Annotated in this window: 12 protein-coding genes; 11 read left to right on the top strand and 1 reads right to left on the bottom strand. The window is 64.0% G+C overall.

What is annotated here, in order from left to right; genetic code table 11:
• Positions 1 to 57: 57 nt before the first annotated feature.
• Positions 58 to 2,490 (bottom strand): penicillin-binding protein 1A, encoded by a 2,433-nt coding sequence (locus XcyCFBP4188_RS06945; RefSeq protein WP_104591838.1) that lies wholly within the window; start codon positions 2,488 to 2,490, stop codon positions 58 to 60.
• 215 nt (positions 2,491 to 2,705) lie between these two features.
• On the opposite strand from XcyCFBP4188_RS06945, the gene XcyCFBP4188_RS06940 reads away from it, so the two are divergent.
• The 11 genes from XcyCFBP4188_RS06940 (at position 2,706) to XcyCFBP4188_RS06890 (ending at position 15,014) form a co-directional block, all read left to right on the top strand.
• Positions 2,706 to 3,764 carry a pilus assembly protein PilM gene (locus tag XcyCFBP4188_RS06940; RefSeq protein ID WP_043888921.1) on the top strand — a complete coding sequence of 353 codons (1,059 nt, stop codon included), beginning with the start codon at positions 2,706 to 2,708 and terminating at the stop codon, positions 3,762 to 3,764.
• On the top strand, positions 3,764 to 4,531 hold the full coding sequence (locus XcyCFBP4188_RS06935; protein WP_104591837.1) for a PilN domain-containing protein: 768 nt from the start codon (positions 3,764 to 3,766) through the stop codon (positions 4,529 to 4,531). The genes XcyCFBP4188_RS06940 and XcyCFBP4188_RS06935 overlap by 1 nt, the downstream gene beginning before the upstream one ends.
• Entirely contained in the window at positions 4,528 to 5,193 is a 666-nt protein-coding gene (locus XcyCFBP4188_RS06930; protein WP_006451354.1) for a type IV pilus inner membrane component PilO, read from the top strand. Before XcyCFBP4188_RS06935 ends, XcyCFBP4188_RS06930 begins: the two co-directional genes overlap by 4 nt.
• A complete protein-coding gene (locus tag XcyCFBP4188_RS06925) occupies positions 5,190 to 5,723 on the top strand; it encodes a pilus assembly protein PilP (protein ID WP_006451353.1) in 534 nt (177 codons plus the stop codon). The genes XcyCFBP4188_RS06930 and XcyCFBP4188_RS06925 overlap by 4 nt, the downstream gene beginning before the upstream one ends.
• Before the next feature lie 19 nt (positions 5,724 to 5,742).
• The gene (locus XcyCFBP4188_RS06920; RefSeq protein WP_043909466.1) at positions 5,743 to 7,653 is read left to right on the top strand and encodes a type IV pilus secretin PilQ; all 1,911 of its coding nucleotides are present in this window, start codon (positions 5,743 to 5,745) and stop codon (positions 7,651 to 7,653) included.
• A gap of 290 nt (positions 7,654 to 7,943) precedes the next feature.
• The gene (locus XcyCFBP4188_RS06915; protein WP_055824422.1) at positions 7,944 to 8,963 is read left to right on the top strand and encodes an AAA family ATPase; all 1,020 of its coding nucleotides are present in this window, start codon (positions 7,944 to 7,946) and stop codon (positions 8,961 to 8,963) included.
• Positions 8,964 to 8,985: 22 nt separating this feature from the next.
• Positions 8,986 to 9,948 carry a DUF58 domain-containing protein gene (locus tag XcyCFBP4188_RS06910; RefSeq protein WP_043909465.1) on the top strand — a complete coding sequence of 321 codons (963 nt, stop codon included), beginning with the start codon at positions 8,986 to 8,988 and terminating at the stop codon, positions 9,946 to 9,948.
• 2 nt (positions 9,949 to 9,950) lie between these two features.
• On the top strand, positions 9,951 to 10,412 hold the full coding sequence (locus tag XcyCFBP4188_RS06905; protein ID WP_043909475.1) for a DUF4381 domain-containing protein: 462 nt from the start codon (positions 9,951 to 9,953) through the stop codon (positions 10,410 to 10,412).
• Positions 10,409 to 11,416, top strand: a complete 1,008-nt coding sequence (locus XcyCFBP4188_RS06900; RefSeq protein ID WP_006451348.1) for a vWA domain-containing protein — start codon at positions 10,409 to 10,411, stop codon at positions 11,414 to 11,416. The genes XcyCFBP4188_RS06905 and XcyCFBP4188_RS06900 overlap by 4 nt, the downstream gene beginning before the upstream one ends.
• Positions 11,413 to 13,251 (top strand): tetratricopeptide repeat protein, encoded by a 1,839-nt coding sequence (locus XcyCFBP4188_RS06895; protein ID WP_043909474.1) that lies wholly within the window; start codon positions 11,413 to 11,415, stop codon positions 13,249 to 13,251. Before XcyCFBP4188_RS06900 ends, XcyCFBP4188_RS06895 begins: the two co-directional genes overlap by 4 nt.
• Positions 13,248 to 15,014: a BatD family protein gene (locus XcyCFBP4188_RS06890; RefSeq protein WP_006451346.1), complete on the top strand. Its 1,767-nt coding sequence runs from the start codon at positions 13,248 to 13,250 to the stop codon at positions 15,012 to 15,014. The genes XcyCFBP4188_RS06895 and XcyCFBP4188_RS06890 overlap by 4 nt, the downstream gene beginning before the upstream one ends.
• Positions 15,015 to 15,776 lie beyond the last annotated feature (762 nt).

The raw sequence follows: 15,776 nt of genomic DNA, 5'->3' as shown, positions 1-15,776 counted from the left end.
TCGGGGAACCGATCGGGCGCGATGCCGCTGCGATTCCCGAATCCCCAATCCCGGCACTCAAAAAATATCGAACGCCTTCTCGTCCTGCTGTTCCTGCAGGCCGTAGTCGTAATCCTGCAGACGATCCAGATCTTCGTTCTTCACCCATTCCACCGCACCATTGATGGTGGCCTGGGTCATGCCGTCGGGCGGGTCGTTGGCGGCGATCGGCTTGTCCTTCAAGGCGACACGCATGTAGTCGATCCAGATCGGCAGTGCGGCCTTGCCGCCGTACTCGCGATAGCCGAGCGAGCGGAAATCGTCGCGACCCACCCACACCGTAGTGGCGTAAGGGCCGCCGAACCCGGAGAACCAGGCATCGCGATGGTCGTTGGTCGAGCCGGTCTTGCCGCCCACGTCCTCACGCCCCAGCACCTTTGCCGCGGTGCCGGTGCCGCGCTGGACCACGTCGCGCATCATCGACACCAATTGGTACGCGGTGCGCTCGTCGATGGCACGCGGCGCGATCTTGGTTTCGGCAACGGCTGCCGGGGTGGTCTCCGCTGGTGTGGCCGGCGCTGCGGTCGCCGGTTCGATCGACTTGGGCAACGCAGGCGCGCCGAAGTTGAAGCCGTCCACCACCTGGCTGACCGGTGCGGCGGTGCCGCCCTGCGTCGCGCAGGTGCGGCAGGCCACGGCCGGCACTTCCTTGAAGATGACGTTGCCGTCGCGGTCCTTGACCTCGTCCACGATCCAGGTCTCCACCCGTGAGCCGCCGTTGGCGAACACCGCATAGCCACGCGCGACCGAGAGCGGCGTCAGCGACGCGGTGCCCAGCGACATCGACAGGTTGGGCGGCAGCTCCGCTTCCTGGAAGCCGAACTGGCTGATGTACTTGCGTGCGAAATCGACGCTGATTGCGTCCAACAGCCGCACCGACACCAGATTGCGCGATTGTACCAATGCCTCGCGCAGGCGCATCGGGCCGCGGAAACCGCCGCCGTCGTTCTGCGGCGACCAGGTCTTGCCGCGGCGGTCGCGGAACACCACCGGCGCATCGAGCACGATCGAGGCCGGATTGAAGCCCTTCTCGAACGCGGCTGCATATACGAACGGCTTGAAGCTCGAGCCCGGCTGGCGGCGCGCCTGGGTGGCGCGATTGAACTTGTTGCCGGCAAAGCTGAAGCCGCCGACCAGTGCGCGCAGGGCGCCGCTGTTGGCGTCCAGCGATACCAGCGCGGCCTGGCCGCGCGGCAACTGATCGATGATCCACTCGCCGTCTTTTTCGCCGGCGCGGATGCGGGTCAGGTCGCCGCGCGTCAGCAGCTTGGCCGGCGTCTTGTTGGTCCAGCGGCTGGCGCTGGCCGGTAGGGTCAACTCAGTCTTGTCGCTCTGTACCACGGTCACGCCGCCGTCGGCGTTGGTGCGCGCCACGATCACTGCGCGCAGGCCGCCCTGGGTGAACACGCCCGACAGATGTTTGGCCAGCGCCGGCGCATCGGCATCGGCATCGGCGGCCACATCGAAATGCTGCTCCACGCCGTGCCAGCCATGCCGGTGGTCGTACAGGCGCAGGCCTTCTGCGATCGCCGCATCGGCGCCGGTCTGCAGCGTCGCGTCGATGGTGGTGGTGACGTGGTAACCCTTGTTGAGCACATCGCCGCCGTACTTGGCGATCATTTCCTGGCGCACCAACTCGGCCACATAAGGGGCATAGACCTCGACCGGCGGCTCGTGAGGCTTCGCGTGCATCGGCACCGCCTTGGCGGCATCGGCTTCGGCCTGGGTGACAAAGCCCAGCTCGGCCATGCGTTGCAACACATAGTAATCGCGCCGTTCCTGCGCACGCTCCGGGTTGCTGATCGGGTTGCCGCTGGACGGGAACTTGGGGATACCGGCCAGCGAAGCCATCTCGTCCAGGCTCAACTCGCTCATCTTCTTGCCGTAGTAGTACTCGGCCGCGGCACCCACGCCGTAGGCGCGGTTGCCGAAGAAGCTCTTGTTGAGATACAGCTCGAAGATTTCGTCCTTGCTCAGTTCACTCTCGATCTTGCGCGCCAACAGGATCTCGGCGAGCTTGCGGGTGTAGCTGTACTCGGAACTGAGGAAGAACTGGCGCGCCACCTGCTGGGTGATCGTCGACCCACCCGGCACGCGCTTGGCGTCGGTAGTGGCCAGCAGCCAGACCGCACGGCCGATGCCCTTGTAGTCCACACCGCCATGTTGATAGAAGCGCGCATCCTCGGTCGCCAGAAAGGCCTGCTTGAGGCGCAGCGGCACGTCCTTCATCTGGATCGGGTAGCGCCGGGTCTCGCCATACACTGCCATCAGGCGGCCGTCGCTGGCATAGACGTACATCGGCTCCTGCAGCTCGACCTGCTTGAGCGACTGCACGTCCGGCAACTTCGAGGAAATGGCGTAATACAGGCCGCCGGCAGCAATAGCGCCAAGCAGTGCGAGCACGACGAGCGTGGCCAGGATCCAGCCCAACCAACGGCGAATACGGGGCATGTAAGAGAGATTCCGATTGCAGATTTCTTGGTCACAGAGTATAGATGACGCCGGGTTTGGCTGGGGCCGAACTCTGGGGATCGCAGAAGATAGCGCTGGGGATCACGTCGTGGGGCGATTGCTTTGCGCGTGAAGGGCTTGTCAACTGTTAAAATTTGATTATTAATACGAGGGCGCAGACATGCGTCCAAGTGCCCGTCGGCAGGGGAGTTTCCGTGGGGCTTCTACCCAAGAGTCAATCGCCACTGATTGGTGTCGATATCAGTTCCACTGCGGTCAAGCTCTTGCAGCTGTCACGTAGCGGGAATCGTTTTCGCGTGGATCATTACGCGGTGGAACCGTTGCCGCCGAACGCGGTCGTGGAAAAGAACATCGTCGAAGTGGAGGCGGTGGGCGAAGCCATTCGCCGCGCCATCAATCGTTCCGGCAGCAAGGCCAGGAACGCGGCTGCGGCCGTGGCCGGGTCGGCGGTGATCACCAAGTTGATCCCGATGCCGGCCGATCTGGACGACAGTGATATGGAAGCCCAGGTCGAACTCGAGGCCACCAATTACATTCCGTACCCGATCGAGGAAGTGAATCTCGATTTCGAAGTGCTCGGCCCGATGCCCAACAGCCCGGACATGGTCCAGGTGCTGCTGGCTGCCTCGCGTTCGGAGAATGTGGAACTGCGCCAGTCCGCGCTGGAACTCGGTGGTCTGGTTGCCAAGGTGATGGACGTGGAGGCCTTTGCGGTCGAAAACGCGTTTGCCCTGGTCGCCAGCGAGCTGCCGGTGGCTGCCGATGCAGTGGTTGCGCTGGTGGACATCGGCGCGACCATGACCACGCTGAGCGTGCTGCGTTCCGGTCGCAGTCTGTATAGCCGCGAGCAGGTGTTCGGCGGCAAGCAGCTCACCGATGAAGTGATGCGCCGTTACGGCCTGACCTATGAAGAAGCCGGCCTGGCCAAGCGTCAGGGCGGGTTGCCGGAGAGCTACGAGGTCGAAGTGCTGGAGCCGTTCAAAGAGGCGACGGTGCAGCAGATCAGCCGCCTGTTGCAGTTCTTCTACGCGGGCAGTGAATTCAATCGCGTCGACTGCATCGTGCTGGCCGGCGGTTGCGCCGCGCTGTCGCGCCTGCCGGAGATGGTGGAAGAGCAGCTCGGCGTGACCACCGTGGTCGCCAACCCGCTTGCACAGATGACGCTCGGCCCGAAGGTTCAGGCCCATGCGCTGGCGCTGGATGCGCCTGCATTGATGATTGCCACCGGCCTGGCCCTGAGGAGCTTTGACTGATGGCAAGAATCAATCTATTGCCCTGGCGCGCCGAGCGCCGGAAGGCGCGTGAGCGTGAGTTCTATTCGATGCTCGGCTTCGCAGCGCTTGCTGGCGTGCTGCTGTCCGGACTGATCTGGTTCTATTACGACGCGCAGATCAGTGGCCAGACCGAACGCAATGCGTTCCTGACCACCGAGATCGACAAGGTTAAGGCGCAGAACGAAGAGATCAAGGAACTCGACAAGAAGAAGGACCGCCTGCTTGCGCGCAAGAAGGTCATCGAGGAACTGCAGGCCAATCGCTCGCAGATGGTGCATCTGTTCGATTCGCTGGTGCGCACCATTCCCGATGGCGTGGCGCTGACCAACATCAAGCAGGACGGAGACATCCTGACCCTGGAAGGCCGCTCGCAATCCAATGCGCGCGTCAGTGCCTACATGCGCAACCTGGAAGGCTCGGGCTGGATGACCAATCCTGATCTGTCGATCATCGAGGCCAAGAGCCAGGACAAGGCCGGGCAACCTGCGGGATCGTCGATGGAAACCAAGGCGCTGCCGTACGTGTTCACGCTCAAGGTCAAGTTGGCCAATCCGAACGAGGCCGACAAGAACGGCACCGCGCCCGCGGTGGTGGATCCGGCTGCGCCGGGTGCAACGCCTACTGGTACCACGCCTGCTGCTCCTGCAGCGGCGCCTGCGCCTGCAACGCCGCCGAGCGCACCTGCGGCAGCACCGCAGCCAGCGCCAGCGCCCGCCAATCTGCCGCAGCAGGGGGCAGCGTCATGAGTAAGAAATCCTTCAAGCTCAGCGATCTGGACTTCAACAACATCGGCGGTTGGCCGCAGCAGGCACGCATCGTGTTCTGCGTGGTGGTCGGTCTGTTCATCCTGGTGCTGGCCTGGTTCCTGTTGATCAGCGGCAAGCGCGATGAACTCGAAGGTCTGGAAGGCACCGAAACGCAGCTGCGCACCGAGTTCGAGACCCAGCAGGGTCGCGCGGTGAATCTGGAGCCGCTCAAGCAGCAGCTCGCGCAGATGGAACAGGTGCTGCAGCAGATGCTGCGTCAGCTGCCCAGCAAGACCGAGATGCCGGACCTGATCATCGACATCTCGCAGACCGCGTTGTCCAGCGGCCTGTCCAACGAGCTGTTCCAGCCGGGTCCGGAATCGCCGAAGGAGTTCTATGCCGAAAAGCCGATCGCGCTGCGCATGGTGGGCAGTTACCACCAGTTCGGTGCCTTCGTCAGCGGTGTCGCCTCGCTGCCGCGCGTGGTGATCCTGACCATGCACGACATCAACCTCAAGCCGAAGGACCCCAAGGCCGGTATCACCCCGCGCGGGGCGCTGGAACTTTCCGGCACGGTCAAGACCTATCGTTATCTGGACGATGAGGAAATGGCCGAGCAGGAAAAGGCTGCGGCCGACGCTGCGAAGAAGGGCGGCCAATGACCATGAAACTGCTCAAGATCCTGTCCTGCGTGGCGTTAATTGCTGTATTGCCGGCGTGCACGCGCGGTGTGACCAGCACACCGGGCGATGCACCGAATCTGGAAGCCTGGGTCGCCGAGGTGCGCGCACGTCCGGCGCCGCCGTTGGAGCCATTGCCGGTGATGCAGCAGTTCGAGACATTCGAATATGCCGCGCAGGTGATGCGCGACCCGTTCAGCGATGCCTGGGTCACTGCGGAAGGCAGCAACGGTACGCGTCCGGATCCGAACCGGCGCAAGGAACCGTTGGAAGCCTATCCGCTCGACGCCCTCGACATGGTGGGGACCATTGGCGGTGGGTCGGGCTTGATCGCGCTGGTGATGGCGCCTGACAAGGTGACTTACCGGGTGCGGCCGGGTGTGTATCTGGGACAGAGCGATGGCCGGGTGACCGGGGTCTACGAAGACCGCATCGAGCTGATTGAACTTGTGCCGGACGGTGCGGGTGGATGGCTTGAACGGCCGGCCGCACTCGCATTGGATGATCAATAAAGTGATAGGGGATAGCACGATGACGTTTTCCAATGCCCGGCGGCTGCGTCCGGTTCGACGCCACGCGATGTTCCAGGCCTGCGCGTTGGGGTTCGCGCTGGCAGTGGCGAGCGGCAGCGCGTTCGCAGCGGCGGCGCTGAAGCAGCCTGCGCAGGATCCGGCCAAGGTCGCTCCGGCGAGCCTGGCGGTGTCCAAGATCGATTTCAAACGTGGCGAGGATGGTTCTGGCCGTCTGATCCTGCAGTTCGACGGGCAGGGCGCCAGCCCGGATCTGCGCACGCAGGGCGACAGCGTGCTGGTCGACATCAGCAACGCCCGGCTGCCTGCCGAACTGCAGCGCCCGCTCAACGTCACCGACTTCGCAACGCCGGTGCAGCGGGTTGAAGTGAAGCCGTCCGGTTCCGGTTCGCAGCTGGTGCTGTCGACCAAGGGTGCGTTCGATTCGCTGGCCTATCAGACCGGCAACGAATACGTGGTCGAGATCACCCCGCGCAAAGGCCAGCCTGCGGTTGGTGGCGTGAGCCCTGCAGCGGTCACCCAGGCAGCAGCGCAGATCGCTGCGCGCGGCTACAGCGGCCGCCCGGTGACGTTTAACTTCCAGGACGTGCCGGTGCGCACCGTGCTGCAGCTGATTGCCGAGGAATCCAACCTCAACATCGTCGCCTCCGACACCGTGCAGGGCAATGTCACGCTGCGCCTGATGAACGTGCCGTGGGACCAGGCGCTGGACATCGTGCTGCGCGCCAAGGGCCTGGACAAGCGCCGCGACGGCGGCGTGGTGTGGGTCGCCCCGCAGCCGGAGCTGGCCAAGTTCGAGCAGGATAAAGAAGACGCCCGTATCGCGATCGAGAATCGCGAGGATCTGATTACCGATTACGTGCAGATCAATTACCACAATGCAGCTGTGATCTTCAAAGCGCTGACCGAGGCGAAGGGGATTGGTGGCGGCGGCGGTGGCGGTCAGGGCGGTGGCCAGGGCGGCGGCGGTGCAGGTCAGCAGGACAATGGTTTTCTATCTCCTCGTGGTCGGTTGGTTGCCGATGAGCGCACCAATACGTTGATGATCAGCGACATCCCGAAAAAGGTCGCGCAGATGCGCGAGCTGATCTCGCATATCGATCGTCCGGTGGATCAGGTGTTGATCGAAAGCCGCATCGTGATCGCGACCGATACGTTCGCGCGAGATCTGGGCGCGCGGTTTGGTATTGCGGGCCGTCGTCAGTATGGCGACAACACTGGCGTTATCAGCGGTAGCACGGCGAATAATGTATCTATCATCAACGACGGGTTACACAATGTACCTGCGGGACTGAATTTTAATCTTCCTGCTGGGACATTCACGACCAGCACTGCAGGTTCAATTGCTTATACCTTGTTGGGGCGGAATTTTGCTCTCGACATGGAATTGTCGGCAATGCAGGAGGAGGGGCGCGGTGAGGTTGTTTCCAACCCGCGGATCGTAACTGCGAATCAGCGTGAAGGCGTTATCAAGCAGGGTAGAGAAATTGGCTATGTGACCATTACGGCAGCAAGCGGAGGTGGCCAGTCACAGGCAAACGTTCAATTCAAGGAGGTGTTACTTGAACTCAAGGTTACGCCTACGATTACCAACGACAATCGCGTTTTCTTGAATATGAATGTAAAGAAGGATGAGGTTGCTAGATTTATTGTGCTAGATGGTTACGGCACCGTTCCTGAAATCAATCGAAGGGAAGTCAATACTGCCGTTCTTGTTGGAGATGGCGAGACGGTGGTGATTGGTGGCGTTTACGAATTTACGGACCGCGAGAGCGTCTCCAAGGTTCCTTTCCTGGGCGACATCCCGTTCCTCGGTAACCTGTTTAAAAAGCGTGGGCGGAGCAAGGAGAAGGCCGAGTTGCTGGTCTTCGTGACCCCCAAGGTGCTGCGTGTAGCTAGCGCTACTCCGTGAGATAGGATTGACTCAGAAAAGGCCGCGAGAGCGGCCTTTTTTGTGATGAATTGCACCGCCAACAGTTACACGATTTGCTGTGCTCCGGCTAAGGTCAGTCTTTGAGCTTTTATGACGTCAAAGATTGGTCGAGCCTGAGAATGCGTACGCTGTCCAAGCGTTCGATTCGGTCAGTTTGCTCTTCCGGCCAGATAGCGATGCCGGTGACGCGCGTCATGCTTGGGGTACTCGCTGAACATCCTGATGCTGCTCAGTGAACCAATCGCGCTCGAATCGGTCACACTGAGCCTATGAACGCACCGCCGCTGCTACCCCCAGAAGCCGCCGCCGCGCCCACCGAGGACCGGCTGCATCGTCAATTCACCTTGCTGCGCGAGTCGCTGGCGCAGCGCATCGTGGGCCAGTCTGCGCTGGTCGAACGGCTGCTGATCGCCTTGCTGGCCGATGGTCATTTGCTGGTCGAAGGCGCGCCCGGGTTGGCCAAGACCACCGCGATCCGGGCGCTGGCTTCGCGGCTGGAAGCGGATTTCGCGCGGGTGCAGTTCACCCCGGATCTGCTGCCTTCCGATCTGACCGGTACCGAGATCTGGCGGCCGCAGGACAGCCGTTTCGAATTCATGCCGGGGCCGATCTTCCATCCGATTTTGCTGGCCGACGAGATCAATCGCGCGCCGGCCAAGGTGCAGTCGGCACTTCTCGAGGCGATGGGCGAGCGCCAGGTCACCGTCGGGCGGCACACCTATGCGTTGCCGCAGCTGTTTCTGGTGATGGCGACGCAAAATCCGATCGAGCAGGAGGGCACGTTCCCGTTGCCCGAGGCGCAGCTGGATCGCTTCCTGATGCATGTACGTATCGGCTACCCGCAGGCCGATGCCGAGGCGGAGATTCTGCGCCTGGCGCGCGAAGCCGCACGCGATACGCTGGAAAAGCACGAGACGGTGCCCGACAAGATTCCGCTGGAAGACGTCTTCGCTGCGCGACGTGTGGTGCTGGATGTGCATCTGGCGCCGCAGCTTGAGCGCTATCTGATCGAGATCGTGCTTGCTTCGCGCGATGCGCAGCGCTATGACCCGGCATTGGCGCGGCGGATTGCCTGGGGCGCCAGCCCGCGCGGTTCGATTGCGCTGGAGCGCTGCGCGCGTGCGCGTGCGTGGCTGGCGGGGCGCGACTACGTGACGCCGGACGATATCCGCGCGATTGCGCCAGACGTGCTGCGCCACCGCGTGCTGCCCAGCTACGAGGCCACCGCCGAAGGCTGGGATGGCGAACGCCTGGTCGCCGCCCTGCTGGAAAAGATTCCGCTGCCCTGATCGGGTAGCGTGTCGCTGAGGTATGCCGCCCTCTCGCCAGAATCCGATGTCTTCGATGCCGTCCTCGCCCTCTGCAATTGTTCCGTCGTCCGTCGCCGGCGATGGTCTGCGCCCAACGCTTGCGGAGTTGATCGCGCTGCGCGGCACCGTGACCCATCGCGGTCAGCCAGGCCGTGGCCGGCATGGCTTGGTGGGGCCGGTGCCGGCGGCAACGCGCGGGCGTGGGATGGAATACGCCGAATCGCGCGAGTACGTGGCCGGCGACGATGCGCGGCATATCGATTGGCGCGTCACCGCACGCACTGGGCGAGCGCATACCAAACTCTTCCAGGCCGAGCGCGAACGCTTGAGCCTGATCGTGGCTGACACCGCGCCATCGCTCTTCTTCGGCACGCGGGTGCGCTACAAATCGGTGCAGGCGGCGCGTGCGGGGGCCGTTGCGGCGTGGTTGGCGCAGCGGCAGGGCGACCGCATTGCCGCACTGCGTGGCACCGCCAGTGAAGCACCGATCGCACCGCGTTCCGGCCAGCGCGGTGTGTTGCCGGTGCTGGACGCATTGGCGCGCTGGTACGCGCAGCCGCCGTCGGCTGATGCCGGGCTGGATGTTGCGTTGGATCATGCTGCACGCTTGCTGCGCCCCGGTGCGCGGCTGACCGTGTTGGCCGATGCACGTAGCGCCAGCAAGATCTCCGAGGCGCGCTGGTCGGGCTTGGCATTGCATCACGAGGTCGTGGTGATCGTGCTGGTCGACCCGTTGGAATTGGCACCACCTGCACGTGCACTCACCTTCGATGTGCGGGGCGAGCGCATTGCGATCGATCTCTCCACGCAGGCCGGACGCGCGCGCTGGCAGGCCGAATTCGTCGCGCCGCTGGAACAACTGACGTCGGTATTGCACGCACGCGGTGTGCGCTTGCATCGCCTGTCTACCGACGATGCCAGCGATGCCTGGTTGGGCGGCAGTAACACCGTGCGGGGTCGATGACGATGGCGCCGCAATCGCTCCCGTTACGCGATGTCCATCTGCCGCCGTCGCCGTCGTGGTGGCCGTTGGCGATGGGGTGGTGGTTGGTGATTGCCGCAGTGGTGCTGGTGTTGGGTGCCGCATGGTTCTGGTGGTGGCGTCGTCGTCGGCAGCAGCGCCGTTGGTTGGCGGCATTCGATGCCGAACTGCAGAGCACGACAACTCCCGCGCAGCGCTTGGCGACGCTGTCGGTGTTATTGCGGCGTGCGGCGCGCAGCGTCGATGCGCAGGCCGATCGGTTGCAGGGCGAGGCGTGGTTGCAGTTTCTGGATGGCCGCAAAAGCAAGACCCAAGCGTTTTCGCAAGGGCCGGGCCGCACCGTGCTGGATGGCGGATTTCAACGCGCGCCGGCGGTTGCAGATCTGGATGCCGTGCAGGCACTGGCGCGACAGCGTTTTCTGAGTCTGATGCGGGGCCAGCGATGAACTGGCTGCAGTGGTCGCAATGGCAGGACGCGCTCGCGCACTGCGCGTGGCCGTGGGCATGGTGGTTGATGCCGCTGCCGTTACTGATGTGGTTCTGGCCGCAGCGGCGTGCCGATGCGGCTGCGCTGCGCGTGCCCTACGCCGATCAATTGCATGCGGTTGCACAGGCGCAACGTGTGCCGGCATTGCGGATGCCGCGCTGGTTGGCATGGTTGGGCTGGTTCTTGTTGTGTGCGGCGCTTGCGCGTCCGCAACAGCTGGGCGTGGTGATCCAGCCGCCGCGCGAGGCGCGACAGATGATGCTGGCGGTGGATCTGTCCGGCAGCATGAGCGAGCCGGATATGGTGCTCGGCGGCAGCGTCGTCGATCGCCTGACGGCGGCCAAGGCGGTGCTGTCGGACTTTCTGGATCGCCGCGAAGGCGATCGTGTCGGCTTGTTGGTGTTCGGCCAACGCGCCTATGCGCTGACGCCGTTGACCGCTGACCTGACCTCGGTCCGCGATCAGTTGGCCGACAGCGTGGTGGGCTTGGCCGGGCGCGAAACCGCGATTGGCGATGCGATTGCGTTGTCGGTCAAACGGCTGCGCGAGCAGAAACAGGGGCAACGCGTGGTAGTGCTGCTCACCGATGGCGTCAACACGGCCGGCGTGCTCAACCCATTGAAAGCCGCCGAACTTGCCAAGGCCGAAGGCGTGCGCGTGCATACCATCGCGTTCGGCGGCAGCGGCGGGTATTCGTTGTTCGGCGTGCCGATTCCGGCCGGTGGCAATGACGATATCGATGAAGCGGGGTTGCGCAAGATCGCCGAACAGACCGGCGGGCGTTTCTTCCGCGCACGCGACACCGAGGAACTGGCCGGCATCTATGCCGAACTGGATCGGCTGGAACCGGTGAAGGCAATGGGGCCGTCGGTGCAACCGCGCGTGGAGCGCTATTACTGGCCGTTGGGCGCTGCCATCGTGATTGCGCTGCTGGCTTACGTGCTGCCGCGGAGATGGCGATGAACGCGCTGACCGAGCTGACAGCGGTATTGCAGTCGTTGCATCTGCTGCGCCCGACCTTGCTATGGGCGCTGCTGGCCATCGTGCCGGCAGCGCTGCTCTGGCACCTGCGCCGACGCGATGCGGAGGTATGGCGGCACAGTGTGGATGCGCATCTGCTGCCCAAATTACTGGTCTCCGGTGGCCAGCGCGGATGGCTCGGCTTCGTGCTGGCTGCGTTGACGTATGTGCTCGCGGTGGTGGCAATGACTGGGCCGAGTTGGCGGCAGGTCGAGCGGCCGGTGTATCACTCCAGCATGCCGCTGGTGGTGGCGCTGGATCTGTCCTCCAGCATCAATGCCAACGATTTGCCGCCATCGCGCTTGCTGCAGGCGCGCGCGAAACTGGCCACGCTGTTGCGTAAGCGCGCCGGTGGCGAAGTCGCGCTGTTGGTCTATGCGGGCGAAACCTTCACCGTTGCGCCGCTCACTGAAGACACGGCCAATTTGGCGTTGTTTCTGGACGCGTTGTCGCCATCGGTGATGCCGGTGGATGGCAAGCGCGCCGATGCGGCGATCGATGCGGCCACGCAGTTGCTGCTGCAGGCGGGCTTCAAACAAGGCGACATTCTGTTGGTCAGCGATAGTGCGGATCGTAGGGCTGGCAGTTCTGCACGGCTGGCGCGTTCGCGTGGATTCAGCGTGTCTGCGCTCGGTGTGGGTAGCGAGCGCGGCGCTGCCTATCGCACCAATACAGGCGAAATCGCACAGGCGAAACTGGACGAAGCCAGCCTGCGCGATCTGGCCGGGCAGGGGGGTGGGCGTTATGCGCGCATTGCAGCGGATGATTCGGATTTGCGTGCGCTGGGGGTGCTCGATCCTGCGCAGCAGCCCTTGGCCGATGAAGCGGCCGAGTCCAATGGCGGCAAGACCTGGCTGGACGAAGGCTACTGGCTGCTGCTGCCGGTGATGCTGTTGGCGCTTCTGGCGTTCCGACGTCGTGCGGTTGTGGCGGTACTCGCGTTGGTGTGTGTGTTGCCGTTGGCTCAGCCCGCGCACGCAGCAGAGAGTACGTTGTGGCAACGCGCCGATCAGGTGCAACAGCAACGTCTGGATGCAGGCGTGCAGGCGTATCGCAAAGGCGATTTCGCCGCGGCACAGAAAGCGTTTGAAGGTGTGCACACCGATGAGGGCCTGTACAACCTTGGCAACGCGCTGGCCCGGCAGGGGCAATACGACGAAGCGATTGCGGCGTACGACCGTGCGCTGAAGCAACACCCCGATCAGCAGGACGCCATCGCCAATCGTGCGGCGGTGGATGCGGCGCGCAAGCGTCAACAGCAGAACAACAAGGACGGCAAGGGCCAGTCCAAAGAGCAGAAGCAATCCGGTCAGAACAAGCCCGGCCAAAATCAGTCCGGGCAGAACAAACAAGACAACCAAAACGCTGGCCAGGACGGGCAGGGCAAGCAGGACGCCCAAGGCAAACAGGACAGCAAGGATCAGCCCTCTCCGGCGCAGACGCCGCAGGATGGAAAGTCGCAAGACCAGCCATCCAAGAGCGGGCAAGGCGAGCAGAGCAAGCAGGACGCGCCGCCGCAGTCGGCCGATGCGCAGGCGCAGCAGCAGGCCGATGCCGCGCAGCGGCAAAAGATGCAGCAGGCGATGGCGCAGGCCGGCGACAAGAGCGCCGATGCAAACGGCAAGCAGGAAGCCGCAGCGGTCAGCGAGACGCCGGAACAGCGCGAGCAACGGCAGGCGGTGGATGCCTGGTTGCGGCGCGTTCCGGACGATCCGGGCAGCTTGCTGCGCACCAAATTCAGGCTGGAACACGAACGCAGGCAACGGGACGGACGATGATCGGCACACACCACTTACGCCGCGCGGCGATCGCGATGCTGGCCAGCATGGTGATGCTCGCTTCCGCACCCGTCAGTGCGGTGACGCGCGCCTGGCTGGACCGCGACAGCGCCAATGCCGGCGACGTGGTGATGTTGAACATCGAAACCGATCAACGCGGTGTCGATCCGGATTACACGCCGTTGCGCAACGACTTCGCACTGGGTGCCAAGAGCGCCAACCAGCAGATGCAGGTGACCAATGGATCGGTGACGGTGCGTGCGTTGTTCGGCGTGGTGTTGACGCCGCGCAAGAGCGGCGAGCTGATCGTGCCGGCGATACGCGTCGGCAACGAGCGCACCGAGCCGCTGCGGTTGCAGGTGGTTGGGGCTGCAAACAATGCGGGCACCGGCAGCACCGGAAGCACCAGCAGCGCTGGTGGCAGCGCGCAAGGCGGGCCGAGCGCGGCGCAGGGCAATGAAGACGCCTTCGTCGAAACGCAGGTGGACGACCCGCAGCCCTACGTGCAGCAAAGCGTGGGCGTGGTGGTGCGCTTGTATTTCGCTACGCAGCTGGCCTCCGGCGAACTGGATCTGGAAGCGCCCGATGGCGCCTCGCTGCAACGCATTGGCGATGACGTCAGTTCGGTCAAGCTGGTCAACAATCGTCAGTACAACGTGGTGGAGCGACGCTATTTGCTGGTGCCCGAGCGCAGTGGGCGCTTGCTGTTGCCGTCGGCGCGTTTCAATGGGCGTTCGGTCGGTGGTTTTTTCGATGATTATTTCGGTCGCGGTAATGGCGAGCTGACCGCACGCAGCGCCAGCATTCCGCTGCAGGTGCGTGCGCAGCCGGCCAACGCGCCGCAGCCGTGGCTGCCGCTGCGCAGTCTGCAACTGCGTTACACCACCACGCCGCAGCGCGCGACTGCCGGCGAGGCGGCGCAGATCGTGGTGGAAGCCAGCGCACGCGGCGCCACCCAGGCGCAGTTTCCGGAATTGCCTAGTCCTAGCGTGCCCGACGCGCAGGTGTTCGCCGAGCCGGCGCAGTATGAAGAACGCTTCGTGGACGGTTCGCCGCAGCTGCGGCTGACCCGGCGCTATTCGATCGTGCCCAACCGCGCCGGTCCACTGGTGGTGCCCGGATTGCAGGTGGCGTGGTGGGATGTGAGTGCGGCGGCGGCAAAGACCGCGTCGCTGCCGGATCTCACGTTGGATGTGGCTGCGGGCAGCGGTGCGTTTGCGGCGCCCGCGCCTGCGCCTGCAGCAAACCCGTTGCCGGACAACGTTGCGCCAGCTCCTGCGGCCAGCACGCTCAGCCTGCAGCAACCCGCCGCTGCGCAACGGCCGTGGGGCTGGATCGGCGCGGCGATCGGTTTCGCGTTGTTGTGGATCGCCACGCTTGCGTGGGCGTTGCTGCTGCGTCGCGGCGGTTCGCGCGGTTCGCCGGTGACCAATGGCAGCGATGCACCCGCCCCCGGTCGGCGTGCCACCCACGGTGTGGCCGAATTGCGTCGCGCGCTCGATACCGGCGGGATGGACGATGTGGCGGCGGTACTCTGCGGCATGGCCGGTGTTGCCGACATCGACAGTGTGCTGGCCGCGTTGAGCGACCCGGCCCAGCGCGCAGCGGTGGCGCAGATGCAGCGCGCGCGCTGGGGCGGCGATGGCGATGTAGCTGCTGCGCGTGCAATGTTGCGCGAGGCGTTTTCCAAAGGCCCGCGTTGGCGCCATGCAACGGCTGCGGAACCGGAGGTATTGGCGCCGCTGTATCCGCCAGCGCGTTGATCGGCTGCGCTGCAGCGACAGTGGCTAACGGGTTCTTGGATGGTCGCCAAGCCGTGTAGCGTTGCGACTCGTTGATTCCGGTTACACGTGGGTTGCTGATGTGTCGATGAAAGCAGAGCTCTGGGGTTGCTGCTTGGCTGCAGGGTCCTTGCCCGCCCACCATCGCGGGACACGCCGCAAGTACGTCCGTGTAGGCTCTTACGCGGCATCCATGCCGCGTAAGGTCCCGCGACGGTGGGCGGGCAAGGACCGGTCGAGATGGTCGGTGTGCACGGTTACAAGCGTGGCAAGACGTGCGTTGGTTCAATAACGGCTTGTCCGATCAGCTTTTCAACGCAAGGCAAACGGAAGGCAGGCTTTCAACGAAGCAACCTGCAGACTCTCTGGTGCGGTGTCCTCGCCGCTTGCGGGACCGTGTGGCGGCATGGATGCCGCCACCGAGCCTCCAGGGACGGATTCACGGCGTGTCCCGCGAGCGGCGAGGGCACCGCGCACTCGACCAACCAGGCTATTGATCTAAAGCTATAAGGCACCGCGCACTCGACTAACAAGGCTTTTGGCTGCATCTAGCAACGGCAAGACTCGAAATCTTTGCCGCTTCAAGCTGATTAGATGATGTGGATGCGCCAATTGCAGATCGATTAGGGCAGCAGACTGGTTGCAGGACTCTCGCCCGCTCCCGCGCCAACGCCTGCATCACCTGACGTCGAGAGGGACACCTACCCTCGCGCAGGCGCGTAGCGGCACGTCGGGTAGGTGGCC

It is taken from the genome of Xanthomonas hortorum pv. cynarae, assembly GCF_002939985.1.
Classification (GTDB): domain Bacteria; phylum Pseudomonadota; class Gammaproteobacteria; order Xanthomonadales; family Xanthomonadaceae; genus Xanthomonas; species Xanthomonas hortorum_D.
The sequence above is the reverse complement of the archived record's forward strand: the minus strand, read 5'-3'. Positions and strand labels throughout refer to the sequence as shown.

Coding starts and splice junctions, on each gene's coding strand:
- XcyCFBP4188_RS06905 (WP_043909475.1), top strand. CDS start 9,951: ATGGCGCCGCAATCGCTCCCGTTACGCGATGTCCATCTGCCGCCGTCG.
- XcyCFBP4188_RS06920 (WP_043909466.1), top strand. CDS start 5,743: ATGACGTTTTCCAATGCCCGGCGGCTGCGTCCGGTTCGACGCCACGCG.
- XcyCFBP4188_RS06945 (WP_104591838.1), bottom strand. CDS start 2,490: ATGCCCCGTATTCGCCGTTGGTTGGGCTGGATCCTGGCCACGCTCGTC.
- XcyCFBP4188_RS06895 (WP_043909474.1), top strand. CDS start 11,413: ATGAACGCGCTGACCGAGCTGACAGCGGTATTGCAGTCGTTGCATCTG.
- XcyCFBP4188_RS06910 (WP_043909465.1), top strand. CDS start 8,986: ATGCCGCCCTCTCGCCAGAATCCGATGTCTTCGATGCCGTCCTCGCCC.
- XcyCFBP4188_RS06900 (WP_006451348.1), top strand. CDS start 10,409: ATGAACTGGCTGCAGTGGTCGCAATGGCAGGACGCGCTCGCGCACTGC.
- XcyCFBP4188_RS06925 (WP_006451353.1), top strand. CDS start 5,190: ATGACCATGAAACTGCTCAAGATCCTGTCCTGCGTGGCGTTAATTGCT.
- XcyCFBP4188_RS06915 (WP_055824422.1), top strand. CDS start 7,944: ATGAACGCACCGCCGCTGCTACCCCCAGAAGCCGCCGCCGCGCCCACC.
- XcyCFBP4188_RS06890 (WP_006451346.1), top strand. CDS start 13,248: ATGATCGGCACACACCACTTACGCCGCGCGGCGATCGCGATGCTGGCC.
- XcyCFBP4188_RS06935 (WP_104591837.1), top strand. CDS start 3,764: ATGGCAAGAATCAATCTATTGCCCTGGCGCGCCGAGCGCCGGAAGGCG.
- XcyCFBP4188_RS06930 (WP_006451354.1), top strand. CDS start 4,528: ATGAGTAAGAAATCCTTCAAGCTCAGCGATCTGGACTTCAACAACATC.